This is a genomic window from Scandinavium goeteborgense (assembly GCF_003935895.2).
GTDB classification, from domain to species: domain Bacteria; phylum Pseudomonadota; class Gammaproteobacteria; order Enterobacterales; family Enterobacteriaceae; genus Scandinavium; species Scandinavium goeteborgense.
In genome coordinates this window covers 3,127,911-3,154,338 of the sequence record NZ_CP054058.1, presented here as the reverse complement: position 1 = coordinate 3,154,338, position 26,428 = coordinate 3,127,911, and the positions used below count along the sequence as shown (strand labels likewise).

Genomic DNA, 26,428 nt, shown 5'->3' with positions numbered 1-26,428 from the left:
GACATGGTTGGCCACTTTAGCAGTGGCCTTTTTTATTGCCTGCGTTTGGCGACCAGGGTGAATTTGTAATCGTCACTTTTGAAAGCATTGCGACTGTATTCAAAGACTTTTCCGTCATCCAGATAGCCACGCGAGATTTTTTCCAGAATCGGCTGGTTGGGATCTAAGCCGAGCAATTTCACGGCTTCTTCCGACGGCATCACCGGCACGATTTCCTGTTCGCTGCGGTCAATAACCCGCTTTTTGACGGCTTCGATAAAGTGATATTTGGAGTTTTCCATCACCTGCCAGGTGAGATCGGGAAACAGCGCCAGCGGCATCCAGGTTTCTTCCAGCGTGACCGGCTTTTGCTGGATAAACCGCACGCGTTTGACGTGCCAGATTTTATCCCCCATCACGATCTGCAGTTTTTCCGCCATCTCCTGACAGGCATCAATCGCCTCGAACACCCGCACGTCGCTGTGCGTTTCCACGTTTCGGTCGACCAGCTTCTCGTAAAAACTGGTCAGCTGATAGATATCGTAATTGACCCGCTCGGCCTTAACGTATGACCCGCTGCCCTGAATGCTTTCGATAATGGCTTCCTGGGTGAGCTGTTTCAGCGCCTGGCGCACGGTTACGCGGCTCACCGCAAACTCTTCCTGTAGGGCAGATTCGGTGGGCAGCGCATCACCGGGCTTTAATTCGCCGCGCTGTACGCGTTCACGCAGGGTATCGGCAATCTGCCGATACATCGGTTTCTTGGTCATGATGTCTGCCTTTTCACTGCATCGATAATACGAATTATGCCTGCCTGAGTGCACTTGTAAATAATACAAATCAAATACAAATTATTTGTTTAAGAGAAAGTGATCACATAAATGTATTGTTTTATCTGGCAAGATCCTTCCAGCTGAATGGCCGACTGGCCGTTTTTACACTTTTACAGTGAGGATCGTGATGAACCTGACGACGTTAACGCACCCGGACGCGCTGTGCTTGCAGGCCAATTTTGCCAGCCGCGATGAAACGATCCGCGCCCTGGCCGAACGGCTGGCCGCGCTGGGTAAAATTTCCAGCCTTGATGATTTTCTTCGGGATGTGTTTGCCCGAGAAAGTGAAGGGCCGACCGCCCTCGGGGAGGGGCTGGCGGTACCGCACGGTAAAAGCCTTGCCGTAAACGAAGCGGCATTTGCCGTGGCGACGCTGCCTGAGCCGATTCTGTGGGAAGGCGTGGACGGCGAGGAAGAGGTGAACCTGGTTGTGCTGCTGGCTATCCCGCCCGCGCAGGCGGGTTCCACGCACATGCAGCTGCTCACGGCGCTGACGTCCCGGCTGGTGGACGACGAGGTGCGCGCCGCCGTGTGTGCGGCCACCACCGCGGAACAATTATTGCGGGTGCTGGACGCGCCACTGGATGTGACAGACACGCCCGTGGTGAAAAACGCCCCAACCATTGTTTGCGTGACCGCCTGTCCGGCAGGCATCGCACACACCTATATGGCCGCTGAATATCTGGAAAAAGCGGGGCAAAAGCTCGGGGTGAACGTCTGCGTTGAACGCCAGGGCGCGAACGGAATTGAAAACCGCCTGACCGCTGAACAGCTGAATAACGCTCAGGCCTGTATTTTTGCGGCAGAAGTAGCGATTAAAGAATCGGAGCGTTTCAACGGTATTCCGGCGCTTTCGGTGCCAGTTGCTGAGCCGATTCGTCATGCCGAAGCGCTTATCCAGCAGGCGCTGGCGCTGAAACCGTCCGCTGAAAAGCGCGACGTTCAGACCGAAAATCACGATACCAAAAACCTGAAAACCGAACTCAAGCAGGCGTTGCTGAGCGGGATTTCGTTTGCCGTGCCGCTGATCGTCGCAGGCGGTACGGTACTGGCGGTGGCGGTTTTGCTGGCGCAGATGCTCGGTTTACAGCATTTATTCGATCAGGAAAACTCATGGCTGTGGATGTACCGCAAACTGGGCGGCGGGATGCTCGGCATATTAATGGTGCCGGTGCTGGCGGCGTACACCGCGTATTCCCTGGCGGATAAACCCGCGCTGGCACCGGGCTTCGCGGCCGGGCTTGCGGCGAACATGATTGGTTCAGGTTTCCTCGGCGCGGTCGTGGGGGGCTTGATCGCCGGGTATCTGATGCGCTGGGTGAAAAACCACATCCGGTTAAACAATCGCTACAACGGCTTCCTCACGTATTACCTCTATCCGGTGCTCGGTACGCTCGGCGCAGGCAGCCTGATGCTGTTCGTGGTCGGCGAACCCGTGGCGTGGGTCAACAACGGTTTAACCGCGTGGCTAAACGGTCTGTCAGGCACCAACGCGCTGGTACTGGGGGCGATCCTCGGCTTTATGTGCTCGTTCGACCTCGGCGGCCCGGTGAATAAAGCGGCCTACGCGTTTTGTCTTGGGGCGATGGCCAACGGTGTGTATGGCCCGTACGCCATTTTTGCCTCGGTGAAAATGGTCTCGGCCTTCACCGTAACCGCTTCCACCCTGATCGCGCCGCGGTTGTTTAAAACCTTCGAAATTGAAACCGGCAAATCCACCTGGCTGCTGGGGCTGGCGGGCATCACCGAAGGGGCTATTCCGATGGCAATTGAAGATCCGCTGCGGGTGATTGGCTCATTCGTGCTGGGCTCGATGGTCACCGGCGCATTGGTGGGCAGCATGAATCTCGGTCTGTCGACACCGGGGGCCGGTATTTTCTCACTCTTTTTACTGCACGACGGCGGCTTGGGGGGCGTGCTGGCCGCCGTAGGCTGGTTTGCCTCGGCCATTATCGGCGCGGCTATTTCCACGTGTGTGCTTCTCCTCTGGCGTCGTCAGGCGGTCAAAGCCGGTAAATATCTTCCCGATAGCGTCATGCCTTAACAGAACAGGAAACGAAGATGAAAGCTGTATCTCGCGTTCACATCACGCCGCATATGCACTGGGACCGTGAGTGGTATTTCACCACCGAAGAGTCGCGCATTTTGCTGGTCAACAATATGGAAGAGATCCTGACGCGTCTGGAGCAGGACCCGGAATACAAGTACTACGTGCTCGATGGGCAGACCGCTATTCTCGAGGATTACTTTGCGGTTAAGCCGGAAAACCATACCCGCGTAAAAGCCCTGGTTCAGGCCGGAAAGCTGATTATCGGGCCGTGGTACACGCAAACAGACACCACGGTGGTGGCCGGGGAATCGATTGTCCGCAATCTGTTGTACGGCATGCGCGACTGCCTGTCGTTCGGCGAGCCGATGAAAATTGGCTATCTGCCAGATTCCTTCGGCATGTCAGGTCAGCTGCCGCACATCTATAACGGCTTTGGGATTAAACGGGCGATGTTCTGGCGCGGCTGTTCGGAGCGTCACGGCACAGACAAAACGGAGTTTCTGTGGCGCAGTCAGGATGGCAGCGAAGTGACGACGCAGGTGTTACCACTGGGCTACGCGATTGGTAAGTACTTACCGGAGGATGAAGCAGGCCTGCGAAAACGTCTCGACAGTTATTTTGAGGTGCTGGAAAAAGCCTCGCAAACCAAAGAGATTTTGTTGCCGAACGGTCACGATCAGATGCCGCTTCAGCAGAACATTTTTGCGGTGATGGACAAACTGCGGGAAATTTATCCGCAGCGTGAATTTGTGATGAGCCGTTTTGAAGAGGTGTTTGAACGGATTGAACAGCAGCGTGACGCGCTGGCGACGCTGACCGGCGAGTTCAATGACGGCAAATATATGCGCGTTCACCGCACCATCGGCTCGACGCGGATGGACATCAAAATCGCCCACGCACGAATTGAAAACAAAATCGTCAATGTGCTCGAACCGCTGGCGGCGCTGGCCTGGACGCTCGGCTTTGAATATCACCATGGCCTGCTGGAAAAGATGTGGAAGGAGATCCTCAAAAATCATGCCCACGACAGCATCGGCTGCTGCTGTAGCGACAAAGTGCATCGGGAAATCATGAGCCGCTTCTGGCTGGCGGAGGACATGGCCGACAGCCTGGTTACGTTCTATATGCGTAAAATCGTCGACAATATGGCGCACAGCGAGGGCGACAAGCTGACCCTGTTCAACCTGATGCCGTGGCCACGTGATGAAGTGGTCAACACCACGATCCGTCTGCGTGCCAGCCGTTTCCGCCTGACCGACAGCGACGGCCAGGATGTGTCGTACTTCATTCGCGATAAACGAGAAATCGACCCAGGGCTGGTGGATCGCCAGATTGTTCATTACGGCAACTACGAGCCGTTTATGGAATACGACATTCAGCTGCGTCAGGTGCTGCCGGCGATGGGCTGGCTGACATTGCACGTTTTGCCTGGCGCGGAAGGACAACAGGAGAAGGTGCCGGAACAGAACGACGCGCTGCTGGAAAACAACGCCTGGCGAATCACGCTTAATGCGGACGGCACGCTGAAAATGGAAGATAAGAACAGCGGGCTTGTTTATGACCGGGTGCTGGAGTTTGAAGACGGCTCTGACGACGGCGATGAGTATGACTACTCTCCGTCGCGGGAAGAGTGGTTACTTACCAGCGCCAAAGGCACGCATCAGAATTCGGTGACGCATGATGCGTGGCAGAGCAGGGCGGTGATACGTTCTACACTGGCGGTGCCGCTCAATCTGGCAGAACGCGCAGCGCGCCAAACTAGCGGGTTACTGGCCTGTGAAACCACCATCACCCTCAGCCATCACGGCCGTCGGGTGGAGTTTGATGTGAAGGTGCTGAATCAGGCTGACGATCACCGCGTGCGGGTACGCATTCCCGTGCCATATAAAGCGGAAAGCGTGCTGACAGATACCCAATTCGGTTCACTCACTCGCCCGGTGCAGGATGAGGCGATGCACGTCTGGCAGGCCGAAGGCTGGAAAGAGGCGCCGGTATCGGTGTGGAATTTCCTCAACTATGCCGCGCTTCAGCAGGGGCCGCATGGGCTGGCGCTGTTCACGGAAGGTCTGCGCGAAGTGGAAATTATCGGGGAGACGCGCAGTACCTTCGCGCTGACGTTACTTCGCGGCGTGGGGTTGCTGGGTAAAGAAGATTTACTGCTGCGTCCGGGTCGACCTTCTGGCATAAAAATGCCAGTGCCGGATTCTCAGATTCGCGGTGAACTGCATTGCCGTTTCAGTCTGCTGCCGTTCAGCGGCTCGGCGTTGAATGCAGGCGTGGCGCAGCAGGCACGCAGCTGGCTGACGCCGGTCCAGTGCTATAACAAAATCCCGTGGGATGCGATGAAACTGAACCGGACGGCGATTACCGCGCCGGAAACGTTCAGTCTGTGTACGCTCCCGGCCACAGGATGCCAACTCAGCGCGTTGAAAAAGGCGGAAGACGACGAGGCGCTGATTATTCGGTTGTTTAACCCATCTGACAGCGAATGTTGTGAGTCGGTGATGCGGTTTAATCAACATCATCCGGTGTGTGAAGAAACGGGCATGGATGAGCAGCCGCTGGGGGAGGGGAGTCATATTCCTGGCGAATCGGTGCGTTTCAGACCTGGACAATCACGGACCTGGCGCATCCGGATTGATGAATAACTCCGCAAACGATACACGGCCACGCATTGCGTGGTCGTTGTTGTTTTATCCTATAATCACCTTGCGGTGTTAATTATAAAACCTATTGTAGTGAATGAAATGTAATAAAAAGCAGCTATACTTATTCGCTGAAAAAAGGGTAAACCCCTTTACCGACTTCCCGCTCCTACCTTTCAGATCGCCGTTTCGCGACGGTGGTTAAAAATGAATGACCTCCCATTCTAATTCTTCCTTATTTGATAACCGTCAATGTCATCATAAAAACATGTTTTTAACATTGATTTTACTATGCGCTATCAAATGCATACACAATTAACATGCAATTGTAAAATTGATTTAAATCAAGGCGTAAACCTTGGAAAAAAACGAGATAAAGCGGTAAATTGTCGCGGATCAAAGTGGTCGAAATGAGTCATCTTAGCTATATATTGATCAGCGTCGAAAAACGTAAATCCAGTTCAATAAAAACCTGTTTATTGTAAGGGTTTTACGGCGTAATATATTCAAGGGATCAATTTGGGTTTTTTATTAACGTATTTGTAACCTTTGCTCATCGTCGTTTTCACATCGTGAGGGCGGCAGCGAAGCGGGAAGCAAATAAATTTGTATTGGGGCATGCGTGTGAATCCTTTCTAACGGGTTTCACTCTCGGAGTCTTCATGCGATGAGCAAGGAGTCATGATGTTAGATATAGTCGAACTGTCGCGCTTACAGTTTGCCTTGACCGCGATGTACCACTTCCTATTTGTGCCACTGACGCTCGGTATGGCGTTCCTGCTGGCCATTATGGAAACGGTTTACGTCCTTTCCGGCAAACAGATTTATAAAGATATGACCAAGTTCTGGGGCAAGTTGTTTGGTATCAACTTTGCACTCGGCGTGGCTACCGGTCTGACCATGGAGTTCCAGTTCGGGACTAACTGGTCTTACTATTCTCACTATGTGGGCGATATCTTCGGTGCGCCGCTGGCCATTGAAGGTCTGATGGCCTTCTTCCTCGAATCCACCTTTGTAGGTCTGTTCTTCTTCGGTTGGGACCGTCTGGGCAAAGTCCAGCATATGGCGGTGACATGGCTCGTTGCGCTGGGTTCAAACATGTCCGCGCTGTGGATCCTCGTCGCGAACGGCTGGATGCAAAACCCCGTCGCCTCCGACTTCAACTTTGAAACCATGCGCATGGAAATGGTGAGCTTCTCTGAGCTTATCCTGAACCCTGTAGCACAGGTGAAATTCGTTCACACCGTGGCATCTGGCTACGTTTGTGGCGCAATGTTCATCCTGGGTATCAGCTCCTACTATATGCTGCGTAACCGCGACTTCCCGTTCGCCAAGCGCTCTTTCGCCATTGCGGCGAGCTTCGGTATGGCGGCTATCCTCTCCGTTATCGTGCTGGGTGATGAATCCGGTTACGAAATGGGTGACGTGCAGAAAACCAAACTGGCCGCTATTGAAGCCGAATGGGAAACGCAGCCGGCTCCGGCGTCGTTTACGCTGTTTGGTATTCCGGACCAGGATGCACAGGAAAACCACTTCGCCATTCAAATTCCTTACGCGCTCGGCATCATCGCTACCCGCTCGGTCGATAAACAGGTTACTGGCCTGAAAGACCTGTTGGTGCAGCATGAAGAGCGTATCCGTAACGGGATGAAAGCGTATTCTCTGCTTGAGCAGCTGCGTTCTGGTTCTAAAGATCAGACCGTTCGCGATGAGTTCAACAGCGTGAAAAAAGACCTGGGTTACGGTCTGTTGTTGAAACGCTATACCCCGAACGTCTCTGACGCGACGGAAGCACAGATTCAGCTGGCGACCAAAGACTCGATTCCTCGCGTTGCGCCACTGTACTTCGCCTTCCGTATCATGGTTGGCTGCGGCATCATTATGCTGCTGATTATCGCTGCGTCCTTCTGGTCTGTGGTTCGTAACCGTATCGGTCAGAAAAAATGGCTGCTGCGCACCGCGCTGTACGGGATCCCGCTGCCATGGATTGCTATCGAATCCGGTTGGTTCGTGGCGGAATATGGCCGTCAGCCTTGGGCTGTCGGTGAAGTTCTGCCCACCGCTGTGGCGAACTCATCCCTGACGACCGGCGATGTGCTTTTCTCGATGCTGCTTATCTGTGGTCTGTACACCGTGTTCCTGGTGGCTGAAATGTTCCTGATGTTCAAGTTTGCACGTCTGGGACCAAGCAGCCTGAAAACCGGTCGTTACCACTTTGAGCAGACCCCAGCGTCTACTCAGCCGGCACGCTAAGACAGGAGTCGTCAAATGTTCGATTATGAAGTATTGCGTTTTATCTGGTGGCTGCTGGTTGGCGTTCTGCTGATCGGTTTTGCAGTCGCCGACGGTTTCGACATGGGGGTGGGCATGCTCACCCGTTTCCTCGGTCGTAACGACACCGAACGTCGAATCATGATCAACTCCATCGCCCCGCACTGGGACGGTAACCAGGTGTGGCTGATCACCGCAGGCGGCGCGCTGTTTGCCGCCTGGCCGATGGTCTATGCCGCGGCGTTCTCTGGTTTCTACGTGGCGATGATTCTGGTGCTGGCATCCTTGTTCTTCCGTCCGATCGGTTTTGATTACCGCTCTAAGATTGAAGACAAACGCTGGCGCAACACGTGGGACTGGGGCATCTTCATCGGTAGCTTCGTTCCACCGCTGGTGATTGGCGTGGCATTCGGTAACCTGCTGCAAGGCGTACCGTTCCACCTCGATGAGTACATGCGTCTTTACTACACCGGCAATTTCTTCCAGCTGCTGAACCCGTTTGGTCTGCTGGCCGGTATTGTTAGCGTGGCGATGATCCTGACTCAGGGCGCGACCTACCTGCAAATGCGTACCGTTGGCGAGCTGCACCTGCGTGCTCGTGCGACCTCGCAGGTTGCGGCACTGGTGACGCTGGTGTGCTTCGCACTGGCAGGCGTTTGGGTGATGTACGGTATTGATGGCTACGTGGTGAAATCCGCGCTGGACCATACTGCACCGTCTAACCCGTTGACCAAAGAAGTGGCACGTGAAGCAGGCGCATGGCTGGTGAACTTTAATAACACACCGATTCTGTGGGCAATCCCTGCACTGGGTGTGGTTCTGCCGCTGCTGACTGTTGCTATGTCACGCATGGAGAAAGGCGCCTGGGCGTTTATCTTCTCTTCACTGACTCTGGCATGCATCATCCTGACTGCCGGTGTGGCTATGTTCCCGTTCATCATGCCTTCCAGCACTATGCTGAATGCAAGTATGACCATGTGGGATGCCACTTCCAGCCAGTTGACGCTGAACGTGATGACTTACGCGGCCATGGTGTTCGTTCCGATTATCCTGCTCTACACCACCTGGTGTTACTGGAAGATGTTCGGTCGTATCACCAAAGAAGACATTGAACGCAATACCCATTCTCTGTACTAAGTAAGGAGCAACGTATGTGGTACTTCGCATGGATTCTGGGAACGCTGCTTGCTTGTGCATTTGGTGTGATCACCGCACTGGCGCTCGAGCACATTGAGTCTGGACAACAAGAAGATCATTAATGAGTAAAATTATCGCGATGTTATATGCGGTAATGGATAAGGGTCCGTTACGGGCCCTTTCGTTACTGATGGCACTGGTATTGGCTGGGTGCGTTATCTGGGACCCGTCGCGCTTTGCGGCGAAAACCAGCGAGCTGGAAATCTGGCACGGCTTTCTGATCATGTGGGCGGTGTGTGCTGGCGTGATCCACGGCGTCGGTTTCCGCCCGAAGGCGATTCACTGGCAGGGGATTTTCTGCCCGCTGATTGCCGACCTTGTTCTCCTCGCCGGACTGTTTTTCTTCTTCGCCTGATTCAGAAACATCCGTTAATCGCTATGGGCTTGTTCAAGCCCATAAAAATTTACTCTCCGTTTACTTTCCCCCATTCCAAACCAGCATTCCCGCGCGTATAGTAGCGAAGTTTGAAAGGCCTACACATTTGTTGCATTACCGGGATGTAAAGTGAATACAACGCTATATACAAAATCATTCGTGATGCGTCGAGGCGGCAAGACCGGGAATCCCATGGAACTTACATCAGTCAGTGACAGGGGTGAGTGGTCGACGTCAACAAAGAGGCAGCCTGAATGAGTCAGTATATATTTCGATGGCCGGTTCGTGTCTATTATGAAGACACCGATGCCGGTGGTGTGGTTTACCACGCCAGCTACGTCGCTTTTTATGAAAGAGCACGCACTGAGATGCTGCGCCACCATCACTTTAGCCAGCAGGTTCTGTTGGCTGAACGCGTTGCCTTTGTGGTGCGCAAGATGACGCTGGAGTATTTCGCCGCTGCCAGACTCGATGACATGCTCGAAGTCCAAACGGAAATTACAGCGATGCGGGGCACCTCTCTGGTGTTCACGCAGCGGATTGTCAATGCAGAAAACAAGGTACTCAACGAAGCTGAAGTCCTGATTGTCTGTGTTGATCCACTCTTAATGAAGCCTCGTGCGCTTCCCAAGTCTATTGTCGCGGAGTTTAAGCAGTGACTGATATGAATATCCTTGATTTGTTCCTGAAGGCGAGCCTTCTGGTTAAACTTATCATGTTCATTTTGATTGGTTTTTCAATCGCGTCCTGGGCAATCATCATCCAGAGAACGCGCATCCTTAATACCGCCACACGCGATGCTGAAGCGTTTGAAGACAAGTTCTGGTCTGGGATTGAACTCTCTCGTCTGTATCAGGAGAGCCAGGGTCGTCGTGATAATTTGACCGGCTCGGAGCAAATCTTCTACAGCGGTTTCAAAGAGTTTGCGCGTTTGCATCGGGCGAACAGCCATGCGCCAGAAGCTGTCGTGGAAGGGGCGTCTCGTGCGATGCGTATCTCCATGAACCGCGAACTGGAAAACCTTGAAAACCACATTCCATTCCTTGGCACCGTCGGTTCCATCAGTCCGTATATCGGCCTGTTTGGTACGGTGTGGGGGATCATGCACGCCTTCATCGCGCTCGGCGCGGTAAAACAGGCGACGCTGCAGATGGTCGCACCGGGAATCGCAGAAGCACTGATCGCCACGGCGATTGGTCTGTTCGCGGCAATCCCGGCGGTAATGGCGTACAACCGCCTGAACCAGCGCGTGAATAAACTGGAGCTGAACTACGACAACTTTATGGAAGAGTTCACCGCGATTCTGCACCGTCAGGCGTTTACCAGCAGCGAAAGCAACAAGGGGTAAGCCATGGCCAGAGCACGTCGTGGACGCGGACGTCGCGAGCTGAAGTCCGAAATTAACATCGTTCCGCTGCTTGATGTGTTACTGGTGCTGTTGCTGATCTTCATGGCGACAGCGCCGATCATTACGCAGAGCGTGGAAGTCGATCTTCCAGATGCAACAGAGTCTCAGGCCGTCAGCACCAATGACGATCCGCCGGTGATTGTGGAAGTCTCCGGAATCGGACAGTACAGCGTCAATGTGGGGCAGGATAAAATGCCACAATTGCCGCCAGAGCAGGTTGTCGCTGAAGCTCAGCGTCATCTGCAAGAAAATCCGAAAACCGTCTTCCTGATCGGTGGCGCGAAAGATGTGCCTTACGATGAAATCATTAAAGCGCTGAACCTGTTGCACAGCGCGGGTGTGAAATCAGTGGGTTTAATGACCCAGCCAATCTGACCCGCCTGACAGGCTAACAGTTTTTGGGAATCGAGAGTGTCAAAGGCAACCGAGCAACAAAACGAAAAGCTTAAACGCGCGATCATCGTTTCAGTCATTCTGCATATCATTCTGATTGCACTGCTGATTTGGAGTTCGTTCGATGAGCACATAGATGCTTCGGCAGGCGGAGGCGGTGGCTCGTCTATTGACGCGGTGATGGTCGATCCAGGTGCGGTCGTTCAGAACTATAATCGTCAACAGAATCAGCAGGCCAGCGCGCGTCGTGCCGAAGAGCAGCGTGAAAAACAGGCGCAGCAGCAGACGGAAGAGATGCGTGAAAAGCAGGCCGCCGAGCAGGAGCGTCTGAAACAGCTCGAACAAGACCGTCTGAAGGCACAGGAAGAAGCCAGTAAGCAGGCCGATGCGCAGAAGCAGGCTGAAGAGTCTACGAAGAAAGCGCAAGAGCAGCAGAAACAGGCGGAAGAAGCTGCAGTGAAAGCCGCTGCATTGGCGAAAGCCAAAGCGGATTCACAGGCAAAAGTTGCAGCAGAAGCCGCGAAGAAAGCCGCTGCTGATGCCCAGAAAAAAGCCGAAGCAGAAGCGACTAAAGCCGCTGCGGATGCACAGAAAAAAGCAGAAGCCGAGGCGGCGAAGAAAGCTCAGCAAGACGCGGAGAAGAAAGCCACCGCGGATGCCGCGAAGAAAGCCGCTGCCGCTGAAAAAGCTGCTGCGGCGAAAGCAGCCGCTGCAGAGAAAGCCGCCGCCGATAAAGCGGCTGCAGACAAAGCTGCCGCTGCTGAGAAAGCAGCAGAAAAGGCTGCCGCCAAAGCCGCTGCGGCTAAAGCTGCCGCAGCAAAGAAAGCAGCTGAATCAAAAGATGCTTCTGGTGTTGACGACCTGCTGGGCGATCTCAGTTCAGGTAAGAATGCACCGAAAACCGGTGGTGGGGCGAAAGGTGCCGGGCAACCTTCGAAGGATAGTGGTACTAGTGGTGCTAATGGCGGGGCGACAGGCGCTGATGTAAGCGCTTATGCTGCTCAAATTAGTAAAGCTATTCAAAGCAGGCTTTATGATGCAAGCCTATATGCTGGTCAGAAATGTGATCTGCACATTAACCTTGCGCCAGACGGCACATTAAAAAGCATTACGCCTGCTGGAGGAGATCCTGCTCTTTGTCAGGCGGCATTAACAGCGGCTAAAACCGCAACAATTCCTAAACCGCCGAGTCAGGCTGTTTATGAAAAAATTAAGAATGCCACACTGGCCTTCAAATTGTGATTTTTCACAGCTGAAGCTGGAATGTTGGCTAATGTAAGTCACAGGGTTTTGGTAGTTTTGTGTATTTGAGTTTGTTAACATTCTGCTAAATTATCGTGGGCTTTCCGCCTGGATAAGGGAGATATGATGAAGCAGGCATTACGAGTAGCATTTGGTTTTCTGATGCTGTGGGCAGCTGTGCTGCACGCAGAAGTACGTATCGAAATCACCCAAGGGGTGGATTCGGCACGCCCAATCGGCGTTGCGCCATTTAAATGGGCAGGCCCAGGTGCCGCCCCTGAAGATATCGGCGGCATTGTGGCTGCTGACTTGCGCAACAGCGGTAAATTCAACCCGCTTGATCGCTCTCGTCTGCCACAGCAGCCGGGTAGTGCACAGGAAGTTCAACCGGCGGCATGGTCTGCACTCGGCATTGACGCCGTTGTTGTAGGTCAGGTTACGCCTAACCCGGACGGCTCTTACACCGTTGCTTACCAGCTGGTGGATACCGGCGGTGCACCGGGTACCGTTCTGGCTCAGAACTCGTACAAAGTGAACAAGCAATGGCTGCGCTATGCAGGCCATACTGCCAGTGACGAAGTGTTCGAGAAGCTGACTGGCATTAAAGGTGCGTTCCGTACCCGTATCGCTTACGTGGTGCAGACCAACGGCGGCCAGTTCCCGTATGAGCTGCGCGTATCTGACTACGACGGTTACAACCAGTTTGTGGTTCACCGTTCTCCGCAGCCGTTGATGTCTCCGGCGTGGTCTCCGGATGGCTCTAAGCTTGCGTATGTCACCTTCGAAAGCGGTCGTTCAGCACTGGTTATTCAGACGCTGGCAAACGGCGCTATTCGTCAGGTTGCTTCGTTCCCACAGCACAACGGTGCGCCAACGTTCTCACCTGATGGTTCTAAACTGGCTTTCGCATTGTCGAAAACCGGCAGCCTGAACCTGTACGTGATGGATCTGGGCTCGGGTCAAATCAGCCAGATTACGAACGGTCGCAGCAACAATACCGAACCAACCTGGTTCCCGGACAGTCAGAACCTGGCCTTTACCTCTGACCAGGCCGGTCGTCCGCAGGTATATAAAGTTAATGTTAACGGTGGTACTCCGCAGCGTATTTCCTGGGAAGGTTCTCAGAACCAGGATGCTGACGTGAGCACTGACGGTAAATTCATGGTAATGGTGAGCTCGGCTAATGGCCAGCAGCACATTGCTAAACAAGATCTGGCAGCGGGTGGCGTACAGGTTCTGTCGTCAACGTTCCTGGATGAAACGCCAAGTCTGGCACCGAACGGCACAATGGTTATCTACAGCTCTTCTCAGGGGATGGGATCTGTGCTGAATCTGGTTTCTACAGATGGGCGTTTCAAGGCGCGTCTTCCGGCTACTGATGGACAGGTTAAATTCCCTGCCTGGTCGCCGTATCTGTAATAATAATTAATTGAATATTATAGGAATCAAAGAAATGCAACTGAACAAAGTGCTGAAAGGACTGATGATCGCTCTGCCAGTTATGGCTATCGCAGCGTGTTCTTCCAATAAGAATGCAAGCAACGATCAGAGCGGCGAAGGCTTGACTGGTGCCGGCACTGGTATGGACGCTAACGGTCAAGGCAACATGTCTTCCGAAGAGCAGGCTCGTCTGCAGATGCAGCAGCTGCAGCAGAATAACATCGTTTACTTCGATCTCGACAAGTACGATATCCGTTCTGACTTCGCTGCGATGCTGGATGCGCACGCTAACTTCCTGCGTAGCAACCCATCTTACAAAGTCACCGTAGAAGGTCATGCTGACGAACGTGGTACTCCTGAGTACAACATCGCCCTGGGCGAACGTCGTGCAAACGCTGTTAAAATGTACCTGCAGGGTAAAGGCGTTTCAGCTGATCAGATCTCCATCGTTTCTTACGGTAAAGAAAAACCTGCAGTACTGGGTCACGACGACGCGGCTTACTCCAAAAACCGTCGTGCAGTACTGGTTTACTAAGAGAATTGCATGAGCAGTAACTTCAGACATCATTTGTTGAGTCTGTCGTTACTGGTTGGCATAGCGGCCCCTTGGGCCGCTAATGCTCAGGCGCCAATCAGTAGTGTCGGCTCTGGCTCGGTCGAAGACCGCGTCACTCAACTCGAGCGTATTTCCAACGCTCATAGTCAACTTTTGACTCAACTCCAGCAGCAGCTCCAGGACAACCAGGCCGATATCGATTCCCTGCGTGGTCAAATCCAGGAAAGCCAATACCAGCTCAATCAAGCTGTCGATCGCCAAAAGCAGATCCAGACCCAGCTTGATGGGATGAGCAGCGGCGCTACGGCGACTCCAGCACAGCCAGCAGCGGGCGATCAGAGTGGGACTGCGACAGCAGCCACTCCAGCGCCAGCAGCAGGCGCTGCAGCGTCCGGTGTGCCGGTGCAAAGTGGTGATGCCAATACGGATTACAACGCGGCGATAGCGCTGGTAAAAGACAGCTCTCGTCAGGATGACGCGATTGCGGCATTCCAGAACTTCATCAAAAAATACCCTGATTCAACGTATCAGCCGAACGCCAATTACTGGCTCGGACAGTTGAATTACAACAAGGGTAAAAAAGATGATGCGGCGTATTATTTTGCCTCAGTGGTGAAAAATTACCCGAAATCCCCGAAAGCTGCAGACGCGATGTTTAAAGTCGGCGTCATCATGCAGGACAAAGGCGACACTGCGAAAGCCAAAGCGGTTTATCAGCAGGTGGTCACCAAATACCCAGGCACTGAAGGCGCTAAACAAGCGCAAAAACGCCTGAGTGGACTCTGATGCTTACGGCATGACCTGAAATTGAAGTATTTCTGGTCATGCCGCCTGAATCATAAGCAGTTAAGCGCAGTTGTTCGAAATTTTAGTTGCGCTCAATTCTGAAACCAGTAATATATGCCGCCGTTGCCAAGGGATATCAAACATCCTGAAAGCCGCGGAAATAGTGGGTCGTTAGCTCAGTTGGTAGAGCAGTTGACTTTTAATCAATTGGTCGCAGGTTCGAATCCTGCACGACCCACCACTAACTTAGTTAGTAAGTAGTATCCAGCGCAGTATCGGGTGATTAGCTCAGCTGGGAGAGCACCTCCCTTACAAGGAGGGGGTCGGCGGTTCGATCCCGTCATCACCCACCACTCGGGTCGTTAGCTCAGTTGGTAGAGCAGTTGACTTTTAATCAATTGGTCGCAGGTTCGAATCCTGCACGACCCACCAATTTAACATCTCACTCAGATGTTAAGCGTGAAGGATAACGTTGCTTAGCAACGGCCCGAAGGGCGAGACGAAGTCGAGTCATCCTGCACGACCCACCAATTTAACATTGGTGACGAGTGTGAAGTAGTACCTCTTCGAAGCAAGACCTTATGGGTCGTTAGCTCAGTTGGTAGAGCAGTTGACTTTTAATCAATTGGTCGCAGGTTCGAATCCTGCACGACCCACCATCTTCTCGGTGGCGTCTTCGAAGAAAATCCCGAAAGGGGTCGTTAGCTCAGTTGGTAGAGCAGTTGACTTTTAATCAATTGGTCGCAGGTTCGAATCCTGCACGACCCACCAATGTAGAAAGGCGCCCTAAAGGCGCCTTTTTGCTATGCGCGATTCGTGGAGGATGAGAACCTGTTGCAGGTTCGAGTCGAACGAAGTGAGACAACGGAGCCGCTTGCGGCGACGGCCCGAAGGGCGAGCGAAGCGAGTCATCCTGCACGACCCACCAATGTAGAAAGGCGCCCTAAAGGCGCCTTTTTGCTATGCGCGATTCGTGGAGGATGAGAACCTGTTGCAGGTTCGAGTCGAACGAAGTGAGACAACGGAGCCGCTTGCGGCGACGGCCCGAAGGGCGAGCGAAGCGAGTCATCCTGCACGACCCACCAATGTAGAAAGGTGCCCTAAAGGCGCCTTTTTGCTTTTCTGCGGTTCAGCAAATTCCACACGACAATTCCCCAGATTTTCGCTATCTTGTTTAGTATATAAAACACCATCACCTTAGTACTCGCAAAACACTGCCGATTGGTGATGGTTTGGTTAAGCCAGTAAAACGAGAAGCCCAAGATGAGCGTAATGTTTGATCCGGAAGCCGCAATTTATCCTTTCCCGCCGAAGCCCGTGCCACTCAGCGCGGATGAAAAGCAGTTTTATCGCGAAAAGATAAAGCGTCTTCTTAAAGAGAAAGATGCGGTCATGGTCGCGCACTACTATACCGACCCGGAAATCCAGCAACTGGCAGAGGAAACGGGCGGCTGTATTTCAGACTCTCTCGAAATGGCGCGTTTCGGCGCTCGACACTCGGCCTCCACGCTGCTGGTCGCAGGCGTGCGCTTCATGGGCGAAACGGCAAAAATCCTCAGCCCGGAAAAAACCATTCTGATGCCAACGCTGAATGCAGAATGCTCCCTCGATCTGGGCTGCCCGATTGAAGAATTCAATAAATTCTGTGATGCCCATCCGGATCGCACGGTAGTGGTGTACGCCAATACTTCAGCCGCGGTCAAAGCACGCGCTGACTGGGTGGTCACGTCGAGCATTGCTGTTGAACTGATTGAGCATCTGGACAGCCTCGGAGAGAAAATTATCTGGGCCCCGGATCGTCATCTGGGTCGCTACGTCCAAAAGCAGACCGGCGCAGACGTGCTTTGCTGGCAGGGCGCATGTATCGTGCATGACGAGTTTAAAACGCAGGCGCTGGCCCGCATGAAGGCGCTGTATCCCGAGGCGGCGATTCTGGTACATCCGGAGTCACCACAGTCGATTGTCGATATGGCCGACGCGGTAGGCTCAACCAGCCAACTGATTACGGCTGCGAAAACGTTGCCTAACCCACAGTTAATTGTCGCCACCGACCGTGGGATTTTCTACAAGATGCAGCAGGCGGTACCGGAGAAAGAACTGCTGGAAGCGCCAACGGCGGGAGAGGGCGCGACCTGTCGTAGCTGCGCGCATTGCCCGTGGATGGCAATGAACGGCCTGAAAGCCATCGCAGACGGCCTTGAACACGGTGGCGCTGAACATGAGATACATGTTGATGCCGCACTGCGAGAGCGTGCTTTGCTGCCGCTTAATCGGATGCTGGATTTTGCAGCTACACTACGTTCATAAGTACGTTCATAAATACGTTAATCAATACGCCCGTATAAACTCTTTTGGCTGACAGGACGGAGATAAAATGGATTTCTTCAGTACGCAAAACATTCTGGTACACATCCCGATTGGTGCAGGCGGTTACGACCTGTCGTGGATTGAGGCGGTGGGAACCGTGGCCGGCCTGCTCTGTATCTGGCTTGCCAGCCTTGAGAAAATCAGCAACTACGCTTTTGGCCTGCTGAACGTCACGCTATTCGCGATAATCTTTTTCCAGATTCAACTCTATGCCAGCCTGTTGCTGCAGCTGTTTTTCTTCGCGGCGAATATTTACGGCTGGTATGCCTGGTCGCGGCAAACCAGCCAGAATCAGGCTGAGCTGCAAATCCGTTGGTTGCCATTACGCAAAGCTCTTGTCTGGCTGGCAGTCTGCTTGGTGGCTATCGGGTTGATGACCGTGTTTATCAATCCTGTTTTTGCCTTCCTGACTCGCGTAGCGGTCTCAGTCATGCAAACCGTGGGGCTAAACGTCGAGATGCCCGAACTGCAGCCGGATGCCTTCCCGTTCTGGGATTCCTGCATGATGGTGTTGTCGATTGTGGCGATGATCCTGATGACTCGCAAATACGTTGAGAACTGGCTGCTGTGGGTGATTATTAACGTTATCAGCGTGGTGATTTTTGCGCGGCAGGGCGTGTATGCGATGTCGCTCGAATATCTGCTGCTGACGTTTATCGCGCTGAACGGGAGCCGGATGTGGATTAATAGCGCGCGTGAACGAGGCTCTCGCGCGCTATCCCATTAATGATGGTGATGATGCGCGTGTTCGGCCTGCGCCTCGTTAAGATGGCATTCAGGGCCGCTACAGGGCTGGTATTCCATCTGGATAGTGGCATGCGCTATCTGGTAATTATGCTCCAGATAGTGCTGAATTTTATCCAGCAGCCCGTCGTGATCGTGCGGCGGGATCACGTGTACGTGTAAGGTCATCACCGGTTTTTCACCGACCAGCCAGATGTGAACATGATGCACGTCGCGAACTTCCGGAATCTCACGGCGCAGCCCACGTTTAAGTGCGGCGATATCCAGCGAGCCGGGCGCCCCTTCCAGCAGTTCATTCACGCTTTCTTTCAGCAGTTGCCAGGCGCTGCGTAGCACCAGACATGACACCAGAATCGATAAAATCGGGTCAATCGGTGTCCAGCCGGTAGTCAGGATAACGATAGCCGCAACAATCGCTCCCACCGAACCGAGCAAATCCCCGAGAACGTGCAGGGCCGCGGCGCGCACGTTCAGGTTTTTCTCCTCACTTCCACGATGCAATATCCAGAATGACAAAATATTGGCCAACAAACCTGCCACGGCGATGACCATCATGGTCGCGCCGGCGATGGGCTGCGGATGGCGAAAACGCACGATCGCTTCCCAGACAATCAGGATCGTTATCAATACCAGGGCGATCGCGTTCACGAACGCAGCGAGGGTGGTCAGTCGCAGCCAGCCAAATGTGTGGCGAGAGTTAGGCGGACGACGCGCGAAGTGCACCGCCATCAGTGCGAACAGCAACGCAGCAGCGTCGGTCAGCATGTGCCCCGCATCGGCTAGCAGCGCCAGCGAACCGGAGATAAGCCCGCCGATCACTTCGATGACCATAAAGCCTGCGGTAATGAGGAACGCCAGCAGCAAACGGCGAGCGTTGCCATTATCGGCCTGCGGCGACGGGGCGTGGGAATGTGAATGCGGCATACACAAATCCTGCAAAATTTAAGTATTAGTGCATGACATGATTACAGATATTTAGCATTTTCGCATACAAATAATAAAGGAGAGCAGAGCTCTCCTTTTAGGGGAAGGGCGGAACGGGGATTACTGGGTCGTACCATCAGTTTTGGTATTCACATCGTTGTTCATACCGTCACCGGTTTCAACTTTCTTGTTGATATCCGGGCATTTACCGTCTTTACACATTGAGTTTTTGTGGATCTCATCCTTGCTCATGTGCTGCGCATCGCTGCTGGATCCGTTCGGGTGCAGCATTGTGCCGCTGGACTGCGTATTCACATTGCTGTTATCGACGCCATTTGGCGCGATATTCTGATGGGCATCGGGTGCCATCTGGCCCGCATCGGCTGAGGAGTTTGCCTGGCCGTTGTTATCGGAAGCATTCGACGCGCTGTCGGCAGCCATCGCCGCGCCACTCATCATTGAAAGGGTTGCTGTCAGGAAAAGCGTTGCCAGTGTATTGTTTTTCATGGGGATGCTCCTGTTATGGTCGTTAGGTCGGATAACTTCTTCCAACAGTGCATATCTGCCTGTGCGTCGTCGCACCATGGCTAAAGATTCCACAATTCTGATTTATGTCAGTCTGGAATCCCGTTAAAGATATAAAAGTCAGTATTTACACTTAAAAAGTGTAGCGGACATCTCACTTCTCGCTACTTTCTGGCGTTTTTTAGGGGAATTCCAGGAATTATCCTGCCCAAGTGTAAAAGCCCGTTTACACTTCCAGGCCGACAAGTTAGATTGAAGGCATTGCACTCAATTATATAAGTATGGCAACGCTGGAAAGATCATGAATTATCAGAACGATGACTTACGCATTAAAGAGATCAACGAGTTATTACCTCCTGTAGCGCTCCTTGAAAAATTCCCTGCCACTGAGAATGCGGCCAACACGGTTTCTCATGCCCGTAAAGCGATCCACAAGATCCTCAAAGGCAACGACGATCGCCTGCTGGTGGTGATTGGTCCGTGCTCGATTCACGATCCTGTGGCGGCGAAGGAATACGCGACCCGTCTGCTTACGCTGCGCGAAGAGCTGAAAGGCGAGCTGGAAATTGTCATGCGCGTCTATTTCGAGAAACCGCGTACCACCGTGGGCTGGAAAGGGCTGATTAACGATCCGCATATGGACAACAGTTTCCAGATCAACGACGGTCTGCGTATTGCTCGTAAGTTGCTGCTGGAAATCAATGACAGCGGTCTGCCAGCGGCAGGCGAGTTCCTCGACATGATTACCCCGCAGTACATGGCGGACCTGATGAGCTGGGGCGCAATCGGGGCGCGCACCACGGAATCTCAGGTTCACCGTGAACTGGCTTCCGGTCTTTCCTGTCCGGTTGGCTTCAAGAACGGTACCGACGGCACCATCAAAGTGGCGATTGACGCGATCAACGCTGCCGGTGCGCCGCACTGTTTCCTGTCGGTCACCAAATGGGGCCATTCGGCGATTGTGAACACCAGCGGGAATGGCGACTGCCATATCATCCTGCGCGGTGGCAAAGAGCCAAACTACAGCGCGCATCACGTGGCGATGGTGAAAGAAGGGCTGCAGAAAGCAGGCCTGCCATCACAGGTGATGATCGATTTCAGCCACGCCAACTCCAGCAAGCAATTCAAAAAGCAGTTGGATGTGGCGACCGACGTTTCGGGCCAGATTGCGTCCGGCGAAAAGGCGATTGTCGGGGTGATGATCGAAAGTCATCTGGTGGAAGGTAATCAGAATCTGGAAAGCGGCGAGCCGCTGACCTACGGCAAAAGCATCACCGATGCCTGCATCGGCTGGGACGACACCGACGCGATGCTGCGCCAGCTGGCTAACGCTGTCAAAGCGCGTCGCGGTTAAGCAACCGGCCTACGATTTATGTAGGCCCGGTCAGCGAAGCGCCATCGGGCAAAAGAGTCAGACATAAAAAAAGCGTGGAACAATCCACGCTTTTTTACGTCTGGCGAAAACTTACTTCGCTTTACCCTGGTTCGCAACGGCAGCTGCTTTTGCAGCGATTTCGTCAGCGTTACCCAGATAGTAGTGTTTGATAGGTTTGAAGTTTTCGTCGAACTCATACACCAGCGGTACGCCAGTTGGGATGTTCAGTTCGAGAATTTCGTCTTCGCCCATGTGGTCCAGGTATTTCACCAGGGCACGCAGGGAGTTACCGTGAGCGGCGATAATCACGCGCTCGCCACTTTTCAGACGCGGCAGAATCGTTTCGTTCCAGTAAGGCACGACGCGGTCGATAGTCAGCGCCAGGCTTTCCGTTACCGGCAGTTCTTTATCGGTCAGCTGCGCATAGCGCGGATCGTGCCCCGGGTAGCGCTCGTCATCTTTGGTCAGTTCTGGCGGGGTGATGGCAAAACCACGACGCCACTGCTTAACCTGCTCGTCACCGTACTTTTCAGCGGTTTCAGCTTTGTTCAGGCCCTGCAACGCACCGTAGTGACGCTCGTTCAGTTTCCAGGATTTCTCAACTGGCAGCCAGGCCTGGTCCAGTTCGTCCAGTACGTTCCACAGGGTGTGGATGGCACGTTTCAGCACAGAGGTGTAAGCAAAATCAAAGCTGAAGCCTTCGTCCTTCAACAATTTCCCTGCTGCTTTCGCTTCGCCAACGCCTTTCTCAGACAGATCAACGTCATACCAACCGGTGAAGCGGTTTTCATTATTCCACTGGCTTTCGCCGTGGCGAACAAGCACAAGCTTAGTGACAGCCATACCGTTACTCCTGAACTAGATTGAATGATAACAATTCTCATTATATTGCCGCCTCGCGACGGACGGCAACGCTTATCCTTAACCATAGCGAAAATAGCGACGTAGTGTAAGCGGCTTGTGAATCGGACGTTGTCTTTTTGTCGGTAACTGGCGCGACTTTCAGCAATCTGGCGAAAAAAAAGCCCTCCGGACGGAGGGCAGAGATCACAACGAGGTAAATTGGTATTCCGTGATGCTGACGTACTCTTCACCCGGCAGTAGCACGCAGTCCGGCTGCGGGAATTCCGGGTGATTTGGGCTGTCAGGCAGACATTCGCTTTCCAGCGCCAGCCCCTGCCAGTCGGCATACGGTTCGGTTTCGCGCGACAGCGTGCCGCCGAGATAATTACCGGTGTAGAACTGGAGAGCCGGAGCAGTGGTGTAGACTTTCAGCTGCAGTTTTTCATCCGCAGACCAGACGGTCGCGGCGGCCTGTGACAGTTCGCCCTGGGTCGAGAGTAAAAAGGCGTGGTCGTAGCCTTTCATCTGGCGCTGGTCGTCGTCGCTCAGGAACTCGCTGGCAATGATTTTTGGCTGACGGAAATCGAAGCTGGTTTGCGCCACGTCTTTCAGGCCGGTGCGCGGAATGCCCATGTTATCTACCGGCAGATACGCATCCGCCGCAATGTGCAGCTTATGTTCGCGCACGTCGCTCTGACCGCCGTCGAGGTTGAAATAGACGTGGTTGGTCAGGTTTACCGGACAGGCTTTATCCACCGTGGCGCGGTATTCAATGGCAATCCGGTTGTCTTCGGTCAGACGGTAATGCGCGGTAGCGCTAAGATTCCCAGGGAAACCCTGGTCGCCATCGGCAGATTCCAGCGAAAACAGCACAGATTCATCGTTCTGATTCACAACCCGCCAGCGACGCTTATCAAACCCTTCCGGGCCGCCGTGCAGCTGGTTCGGGCCCTGACTCGGGGCCAGTTCATAGGTCGTGCCGGTGAGGGTAAAACGGCTGTCGGCAATGCGGTTGGCGTAACGACCAATCGACGCACCGAGAAACGCTGCCTGCTGCGGATACTGCTCCGGGCTGGCGCAGCCGAGAAGGGCTTCGCGTACTGAGCTGTCTTGCATCGGAATACGCGCGGACAGCAGCGTCGCGCCCCAGTCCATTAACGTCACCACCATCCCCGTGCTATTGCGCAGGGTCAGCAGACGGAAGGGCAGGCCGTCAGGGGCGAGGGTCGGAATTTCTCTTAGCACTGGCCCGCTCCTTGTGATGCTTTGCAGACGTAGAACGTTTCTTTGATACCGGTTTTCGCTTCATATTGCTGAGCGACGGCCTCTTTCACTGCCGGTACCAGCGCTTCTGGCACCAGTGCCACGATGCAGCCGCCAAAACCGCCGCCGGTCATACGCACGCCGCCCTGGTCGCCGATGGTGGCTTTTACAATCTCCACCAGCGTATCAATCTGTGGGACGGTGATTTCAAAATCATCACGCATTGACGCGTGCGATTCTGCCATCAGTTCGCCCATGCGTTTCAGGTCGCCTTTTTCCAGGGCGGACGCGGCTTCTACCGTACGGGCGTTTTCGGTCAATACATGACGTACGCGTTTGGCAACGATAGGGTCCAGCTCATGCGCCACGGCGTTGAATTTTTCCAGCGATACATCGCGCAACGCGGGCTGCTGGAAGAAGCGAGCACCGGTTTCACACTGCTCGCGGCGGGTGTTGTACTCGCTGCCGACCAGGGTGCGTTTAAAATTACTGTTAATGATGATAACCGCTGCGCCTTTCGGCATCGACACGGCTTTGGTGCCGAGCGAGCGGCAGTCCAGCAGCAGCGCGTGGTCTTTCTTGCCCAGCGCAGAAATCAGCTGATCCATAATGCCGCAGTTACAGCCGACAAACTGGTTCTCCGCTTCCTGTCCGTTCAGCGCAATTTGCGCGCCGTCGAGCGGCAGATGATAGAGCTGTTGCAACACGGTACCGACCGCCACTTCAAGGGAGGCAGAAGAGCTCAGGCCCGCGCCCTGCGGCACGTCGCCGCTGATGACCATATCGACGCCGCCGAAATTGTGGTTACGCTTTTGCAGATGTTTCACCACGCCGCGCACGTAGTTGGACCACTGCTGGGTATCGTGGCTGACGATAGGCGCATCAAGCGAGAATTCGTCGGTCTGGTTTTCGTAATCTGCTGCGATAACGCGCACGGTTCTGTCTTCACGCGGCGAGCAGCTGATCACCGTCTGGTAATCGATGGCGCAGGGCAGCACGAAGCCGTCGTTGTAATCGGTGTGTTCGCCGATCAGGTTCACGCGGCCAGGCGCCTGAATCGTGTGGGTGGCAGGGTAGCCAAATTTCTCAGCAAACAGGGACAGGGTTTTCTCTTTCAGACTCATTATTTTTATACTCCTGATTCGCGATAGTGGACGTCACTGACGGCGCGTAGACGCTCGGCGGCTTGCTCTGCCGTCAGGTCGCGCTGAGTTTCTGCCAGCATTTCATAGCCGACCATGAATTTGCGCACGGTGGCCGAGCGCAGCAGTGGCGGGTAGAAATGGGCGTGGAGCTGCCAGTGTGAATTATCTTCGCCGTTGAACGGCGCGCCGTGCCAGCCCATCGAGTAGGGGAAGGAACACTGGAACAGGTTGTCGTAACGGCTGGTCAGTTTTTTCAACGCCAACGCCAAATCGCTGCGTTGAGCATCGGTCAAATCGGTGATGCGCTGCACGTGCGCTTTCGGTAGCAGCAGCGTTTCGAACGGCCACGCCGCCCAGTAAGGCACCACCGCCAGCCAGTGCTCGGTTTCTACAATGGTCCGGCTGCCGTCAGCGAGTTCACGTTGCACATAATCGACCAGCATCGGTGAACCCTGCTCGGCCAAATAGTCTTTTTGTAGTCGGTCTTCGCGCTCGGCTTCATTCGGTAAGAAGCTGTTAGCCCAAACCTGACCGTGCGGATGCGGGTTGGAGCAGCCCATCGCCGCGCCTTTATTCTCGAAAACTTGCACCCATGGATACCGCTGACCCAACTCCGCCGTCTGCTGTTGCCAGGTTTGCACCACTTCTTCCAGCGCGCTAACGCTCAGCTCAGGCAGCGTTTTGCTGTGATCCGGCGAGAAGCAAATCACGCGACTGGTTCCGCGGGCGCTTTCGCAGCGCATCAGCGGATCGACGTTCTGCGGCGCGTCTGGCGTATCGGTCATCAGCGCGGCAAAGTCGTTGGTAAACACGTATGTACCGGTGTACTGCGGGTTGGTATCGCCAGTGACGCGAGTATTGCCCGGACACAGGAAGCAGTCAGGATCGTGTTTCGGCAGCGTTTGTTTGGCAGGCGTTTCTTGCGCCCCCTGCCAGGGACGCTTTGCGCGGTGCGGAGAGACGAGGATCCACTGCCCGGTTAGCGGGTTAAAACGGCGGTGTGGATGATCGACGGGGTTAAATTGCGTCATGACAGGTCCTTAGTCGGTGTAACCCTGCGGATGACGCGATTGCCAGTGCCAGGTATCCTGCGCCATTTCGTCGAGAGTACGAGTAACATGCCAGCCGAGTTCGCGGTCAGCTTTGCTTGCATCGGCCCAGTAGGCCGGGAGATCGCCATCGCGACGCGGGGCGAAGTGATGGTTAACCGGTTTACCGCAGGCTTTGCTGAAGGCGTTAACCACGTCCAGCACACTGCTGCCGACGCCTGCACCAAGGTTGTAAATGTGTACGCCCGGTTTTTCAGCCAGTTTTTCCATCGCGGCAACGTGGCCATCGGCCAGGTCCATAACGTGGATATAGTCACGCACGCCGGTACCGTCTTCGGTCGGGTAGTCGTTACCAAAAATAGCCAGCGATTCGCGACGACCCACGGCGACCTGCGCGATATACGGCATCAGGTTATTCGGGATGCCCTGCGGATCTTCCCCCATATCGCCTGACGGATGTGCGCCAACCGGGTTGAAGTAGCGTAGCAGCGCAATGCTCCATTCCGGCTGCGCTTTTTGCAGGTCGGTCAGGATTTGTTCAACCATCAGTTTGCTTTTGCCGTACGGACTTTGTGGAGTGCCGGTCGGGAAACTTTCAGCGTAAGGAATTTTTGGCTGGTCACCGTAGACGGTGGCGGAAGAGCTAAAGATGAAGTTTTTAACGTTCGCGGCGCGCATGGCGGCGATTAAACGCAGAGTTCCGTTAACGTTGTTATCGTAGTATTCCAGCGGCTTCTCGACGGACTCGCCGACGGCTTTCAGCCCGGCGAAGTGGATCACGGTGTCAATCGCGTGATCGTGTAACACTTCGGTCATCAGCGCTTCGTTGCGAATATCGCCTTCTACGAAAGCGGCCTGTTTGCCTGCCAGGCGTTCAATCACCGGTAACACGCTGCGCTTACTGTTACAGAGGTTATCCAGAATGATGACGTCGTGGCCTTGTTTCAGCAATTGTACGCAGGTATGGCTGCCGATGTAACCGCTACCACCTGTAACCAGTACTCTCATTTTTCGCTC

At 54.1% G+C, this 26,428-nt stretch carries 24 protein-coding genes, 5 tRNA genes and 2 other RNA genes; 23 read left to right on the top strand and 8 right to left on the bottom strand.

Translation table 11 applies throughout. The features are described 5' to 3' along the window. Nucleotides 1-32: 32 nt before the first annotated feature. Nucleotides 33-749: a GntR family transcriptional regulator gene (locus tag A8O29_RS16035; protein WP_125352647.1), complete on the bottom strand. Its 717-nt coding sequence runs from the start codon at nucleotides 747-749 to the stop codon at nucleotides 33-35. 190 nt (nucleotides 750-939) lie between these two features. On the opposite strand from A8O29_RS16035, the gene mngA reads away from it, so the two are divergent. The 22 genes from mngA (at nucleotide 940) to pnuC (ending at nucleotide 18,270) form a co-directional block, all read left to right on the top strand. Continuing rightward, complete coding sequence (gene mngA / locus A8O29_RS16030) at nucleotides 940-2,856, top strand: PTS 2-O-a-mannosyl-D-glycerate transporter subunit IIABC (protein ID WP_125352649.1); 1,917 nt, start codon at nucleotides 940-942, stop codon at nucleotides 2,854-2,856. Nucleotides 2,857-2,873: 17 nt separating this feature from the next. Beyond that, nucleotides 2,874-5,510: a mannosylglycerate hydrolase gene (gene mngB / locus A8O29_RS16025; protein ID WP_125352651.1), complete on the top strand. Its 2,637-nt coding sequence runs from the start codon at nucleotides 2,874-2,876 to the stop codon at nucleotides 5,508-5,510. 681 nt (nucleotides 5,511-6,191) lie between these two features. Further along, entirely contained in the window at nucleotides 6,192-7,760 is a 1,569-nt protein-coding gene (cydA, locus tag A8O29_RS16020) for a cytochrome ubiquinol oxidase subunit I (protein WP_110510084.1), read from the top strand. Nucleotides 7,761-7,775: 15 nt separating this feature from the next. After that, a complete protein-coding gene (gene cydB / locus A8O29_RS16015) occupies nucleotides 7,776-8,915 on the top strand; it encodes a cytochrome d ubiquinol oxidase subunit II (protein WP_110510083.1) in 1,140 nt (379 codons plus the stop codon). Nucleotides 8,916-8,929: 14 nt separating this feature from the next. After that, nucleotides 8,930-9,037 carry a cytochrome bd-I oxidase subunit CydX gene (cydX, locus tag A8O29_RS16010; protein ID WP_110510082.1) on the top strand — a complete coding sequence of 36 codons (108 nt, stop codon included), beginning with the start codon at nucleotides 8,930-8,932 and terminating at the stop codon, nucleotides 9,035-9,037. Then, nucleotides 9,037-9,330, top strand: a complete 294-nt coding sequence (ybgE, locus tag A8O29_RS16005; RefSeq protein ID WP_110510081.1) for a cyd operon protein YbgE — start codon at nucleotides 9,037-9,039, stop codon at nucleotides 9,328-9,330. The genes cydX and ybgE overlap by 1 nt, the downstream gene beginning before the upstream one ends. Nucleotides 9,331-9,605: 275 nt before the next feature. Next, nucleotides 9,606-10,010: a tol-pal system-associated acyl-CoA thioesterase gene (ybgC, locus tag A8O29_RS16000; RefSeq protein WP_110510079.1), complete on the top strand. Its 405-nt coding sequence runs from the start codon at nucleotides 9,606-9,608 to the stop codon at nucleotides 10,008-10,010. After that, the gene (gene tolQ, locus A8O29_RS15995) at nucleotides 10,007-10,699 is read left to right on the top strand and encodes a Tol-Pal system protein TolQ (RefSeq protein ID WP_125352653.1); all 693 of its coding nucleotides are present in this window, start codon (nucleotides 10,007-10,009) and stop codon (nucleotides 10,697-10,699) included. Before ybgC ends, tolQ begins: the two co-directional genes overlap by 4 nt. Before the next feature lie 3 nt (nucleotides 10,700-10,702). Continuing rightward, complete coding sequence (tolR, locus tag A8O29_RS15990; RefSeq protein WP_110510077.1) at nucleotides 10,703-11,134, top strand: colicin uptake protein TolR; 432 nt, start codon at nucleotides 10,703-10,705, stop codon at nucleotides 11,132-11,134. Nucleotides 11,135-11,170: 36 nt separating this feature from the next. After that, on the top strand, nucleotides 11,171-12,394 hold the full coding sequence (tolA, locus tag A8O29_RS15985) for a cell envelope integrity protein TolA (protein WP_125352655.1): 1,224 nt from the start codon (nucleotides 11,171-11,173) through the stop codon (nucleotides 12,392-12,394). 126 nt (nucleotides 12,395-12,520) lie between these two features. Next, nucleotides 12,521-13,813 (top strand): Tol-Pal system beta propeller repeat protein TolB, encoded by a 1,293-nt coding sequence (gene tolB, locus A8O29_RS15980; RefSeq protein WP_110510075.1) that lies wholly within the window; start codon nucleotides 12,521-12,523, stop codon nucleotides 13,811-13,813. A gap of 34 nt (nucleotides 13,814-13,847) precedes the next feature. After that, complete coding sequence (pal, locus tag A8O29_RS15975) at nucleotides 13,848-14,369, top strand: peptidoglycan-associated lipoprotein Pal (protein WP_125352656.1); 522 nt, start codon at nucleotides 13,848-13,850, stop codon at nucleotides 14,367-14,369. A 9-nt stretch (nucleotides 14,370-14,378) separates the two neighbouring features. After that, a complete protein-coding gene (cpoB, locus tag A8O29_RS15970) occupies nucleotides 14,379-15,176 on the top strand; it encodes a cell division protein CpoB (protein ID WP_125352658.1) in 798 nt (265 codons plus the stop codon). A 165-nt stretch (nucleotides 15,177-15,341) separates the two neighbouring features. Beyond that, nucleotides 15,342-15,417 (top strand) — tRNA-Lys (locus A8O29_RS15965). Nucleotides 15,418-15,453: 36 nt separating this feature from the next. Then, a tRNA-Val gene (locus A8O29_RS15960) sits at nucleotides 15,454-15,529 on the top strand. Between the two features lie 3 nt (nucleotides 15,530-15,532). Beyond that, a tRNA-Lys gene (locus A8O29_RS15955) sits at nucleotides 15,533-15,608 on the top strand. 151 nt (nucleotides 15,609-15,759) lie between these two features. Then, nucleotides 15,760-15,835 (top strand) — tRNA-Lys (locus A8O29_RS15950). 36 nt (nucleotides 15,836-15,871) lie between these two features. After that, nucleotides 15,872-15,947: transfer RNA gene (locus A8O29_RS15945), tRNA-Lys, on the top strand. Nucleotides 15,948-15,978: 31 nt separating this feature from the next. Continuing rightward, nucleotides 15,979-16,104, top strand: a non-coding RNA gene (locus tag A8O29_RS15940) — RtT sRNA. A gap of 31 nt (nucleotides 16,105-16,135) precedes the next feature. Beyond that, a non-coding RNA gene (locus A8O29_RS15935) (RtT sRNA) lies at nucleotides 16,136-16,261 on the top strand. A gap of 178 nt (nucleotides 16,262-16,439) precedes the next feature. Further along, nucleotides 16,440-17,483: a quinolinate synthase NadA gene (gene nadA / locus A8O29_RS15930; protein WP_125354747.1), complete on the top strand. Its 1,044-nt coding sequence runs from the start codon at nucleotides 16,440-16,442 to the stop codon at nucleotides 17,481-17,483. 67 nt (nucleotides 17,484-17,550) lie between these two features. Further along, nucleotides 17,551-18,270 (top strand): nicotinamide riboside transporter PnuC, encoded by a 720-nt coding sequence (gene pnuC / locus A8O29_RS15925; protein WP_125354748.1) that lies wholly within the window; start codon nucleotides 17,551-17,553, stop codon nucleotides 18,268-18,270. On the opposite strand, the gene zitB is transcribed toward pnuC, so the two are convergent. Together zitB and A8O29_RS15915 are read right to left on the bottom strand one after the other, a co-directional pair. Next, a complete protein-coding gene (gene zitB / locus A8O29_RS15920) occupies nucleotides 18,267-19,211 on the bottom strand; it encodes a CDF family zinc transporter ZitB (protein WP_125354749.1) in 945 nt (314 codons plus the stop codon). The two genes, pnuC and zitB, sit on opposite strands and share 4 nt — an antisense overlap. 120 nt (nucleotides 19,212-19,331) lie before the next feature. After that, the gene (locus A8O29_RS15915; protein ID WP_110510069.1) at nucleotides 19,332-19,718 is read right to left on the bottom strand and encodes a YbgS-like family protein; all 387 of its coding nucleotides are present in this window, start codon (nucleotides 19,716-19,718) and stop codon (nucleotides 19,332-19,334) included. Between the two features lie 319 nt (nucleotides 19,719-20,037). On the opposite strand from A8O29_RS15915, the gene aroG reads away from it, so the two are divergent. Continuing rightward, nucleotides 20,038-21,090 (top strand): 3-deoxy-7-phosphoheptulonate synthase AroG, encoded by a 1,053-nt coding sequence (gene aroG / locus A8O29_RS15910; protein WP_174081369.1) that lies wholly within the window; start codon nucleotides 20,038-20,040, stop codon nucleotides 21,088-21,090. Between the two features lie 111 nt (nucleotides 21,091-21,201). On the opposite strand, the gene gpmA is transcribed toward aroG, so the two are convergent. The 5 genes from gpmA to galE all read right to left on the bottom strand — a co-directional run bounded on the left by gpmA (nucleotide 21,202) and on the right by galE (nucleotide 26,419). Continuing rightward, the gene (gene gpmA, locus A8O29_RS15905; RefSeq protein WP_110510067.1) at nucleotides 21,202-21,954 is read right to left on the bottom strand and encodes a 2,3-diphosphoglycerate-dependent phosphoglycerate mutase; all 753 of its coding nucleotides are present in this window, start codon (nucleotides 21,952-21,954) and stop codon (nucleotides 21,202-21,204) included. Nucleotides 21,955-22,158: 204 nt separating this feature from the next. Next, on the bottom strand, nucleotides 22,159-23,199 hold the full coding sequence (gene galM, locus A8O29_RS15900) for a galactose-1-epimerase (protein ID WP_125354750.1): 1,041 nt from the start codon (nucleotides 23,197-23,199) through the stop codon (nucleotides 22,159-22,161). Beyond that, the gene (galK, locus tag A8O29_RS15895) at nucleotides 23,193-24,341 is read right to left on the bottom strand and encodes a galactokinase (RefSeq protein WP_125354751.1); all 1,149 of its coding nucleotides are present in this window, start codon (nucleotides 24,339-24,341) and stop codon (nucleotides 23,193-23,195) included. Before galK ends, galM begins: the two co-directional genes overlap by 7 nt. A gap of 5 nt (nucleotides 24,342-24,346) precedes the next feature. Beyond that, complete coding sequence (gene galT / locus A8O29_RS15890; RefSeq protein ID WP_110510064.1) at nucleotides 24,347-25,393, bottom strand: galactose-1-phosphate uridylyltransferase; 1,047 nt, start codon at nucleotides 25,391-25,393, stop codon at nucleotides 24,347-24,349. 9 nt (nucleotides 25,394-25,402) lie between these two features. Next, a complete protein-coding gene (gene galE, locus A8O29_RS15885; protein WP_110510063.1) occupies nucleotides 25,403-26,419 on the bottom strand; it encodes a UDP-glucose 4-epimerase GalE in 1,017 nt (338 codons plus the stop codon). Between the last annotated feature and the right edge of the window lie 9 nt (nucleotides 26,420-26,428).

Excerpts from the sequence above, each read along its gene's own strand:
- mngB (WP_125352651.1), top strand. The coding sequence starts at position 2,874 with ATGAAAGCTGTATCTCGCGTTCACATCACGCCGCATATGCACTGGGAC.
- pal (WP_125352656.1), top strand. The coding sequence starts at position 13,848 with ATGCAACTGAACAAAGTGCTGAAAGGACTGATGATCGCTCTGCCAGTT.
- galE (WP_110510063.1), bottom strand. The coding sequence starts at position 26,419 with ATGAGAGTACTGGTTACAGGTGGTAGCGGTTACATCGGCAGCCATACC.
- zitB (WP_125354749.1), bottom strand. The coding sequence starts at position 19,211 with ATGCCGCATTCACATTCCCACGCCCCGTCGCCGCAGGCCGATAATGGC.
- galT (WP_110510064.1), bottom strand. The coding sequence starts at position 25,393 with ATGACGCAATTTAACCCCGTCGATCATCCACACCGCCGTTTTAACCCG.
- nadA (WP_125354747.1), top strand. The coding sequence starts at position 16,440 with ATGAGCGTAATGTTTGATCCGGAAGCCGCAATTTATCCTTTCCCGCCG.
- A8O29_RS15915 (WP_110510069.1), bottom strand. The coding sequence starts at position 19,718 with ATGAAAAACAATACACTGGCAACGCTTTTCCTGACAGCAACCCTTTCA.
- gpmA (WP_110510067.1), bottom strand. The coding sequence starts at position 21,954 with ATGGCTGTCACTAAGCTTGTGCTTGTTCGCCACGGCGAAAGCCAGTGG.
- ybgC (WP_110510079.1), top strand. The coding sequence starts at position 9,606 with ATGAGTCAGTATATATTTCGATGGCCGGTTCGTGTCTATTATGAAGAC.
- mngA (WP_125352649.1), top strand. The coding sequence starts at position 940 with ATGAACCTGACGACGTTAACGCACCCGGACGCGCTGTGCTTGCAGGCC.
- tolB (WP_110510075.1), top strand. The coding sequence starts at position 12,521 with ATGAAGCAGGCATTACGAGTAGCATTTGGTTTTCTGATGCTGTGGGCA.
- cydB (WP_110510083.1), top strand. The coding sequence starts at position 7,776 with ATGTTCGATTATGAAGTATTGCGTTTTATCTGGTGGCTGCTGGTTGGC.
- pnuC (WP_125354748.1), top strand. The coding sequence starts at position 17,551 with ATGGATTTCTTCAGTACGCAAAACATTCTGGTACACATCCCGATTGGT.
- A8O29_RS16035 (WP_125352647.1), bottom strand. The coding sequence starts at position 749 with ATGACCAAGAAACCGATGTATCGGCAGATTGCCGATACCCTGCGTGAA.
- ybgE (WP_110510081.1), top strand. The coding sequence starts at position 9,037 with ATGAGTAAAATTATCGCGATGTTATATGCGGTAATGGATAAGGGTCCG.
- cpoB (WP_125352658.1), top strand. The coding sequence starts at position 14,379 with ATGAGCAGTAACTTCAGACATCATTTGTTGAGTCTGTCGTTACTGGTT.
- tolR (WP_110510077.1), top strand. The coding sequence starts at position 10,703 with ATGGCCAGAGCACGTCGTGGACGCGGACGTCGCGAGCTGAAGTCCGAA.
- galK (WP_125354751.1), bottom strand. The coding sequence starts at position 24,341 with ATGAGTCTGAAAGAGAAAACCCTGTCCCTGTTTGCTGAGAAATTTGGC.
- aroG (WP_174081369.1), top strand. The coding sequence starts at position 20,038 with ATGAATTATCAGAACGATGACTTACGCATTAAAGAGATCAACGAGTTA.
- cydX (WP_110510082.1), top strand. The coding sequence starts at position 8,930 with ATGTGGTACTTCGCATGGATTCTGGGAACGCTGCTTGCTTGTGCATTT.
- cydA (WP_110510084.1), top strand. The coding sequence starts at position 6,192 with ATGTTAGATATAGTCGAACTGTCGCGCTTACAGTTTGCCTTGACCGCG.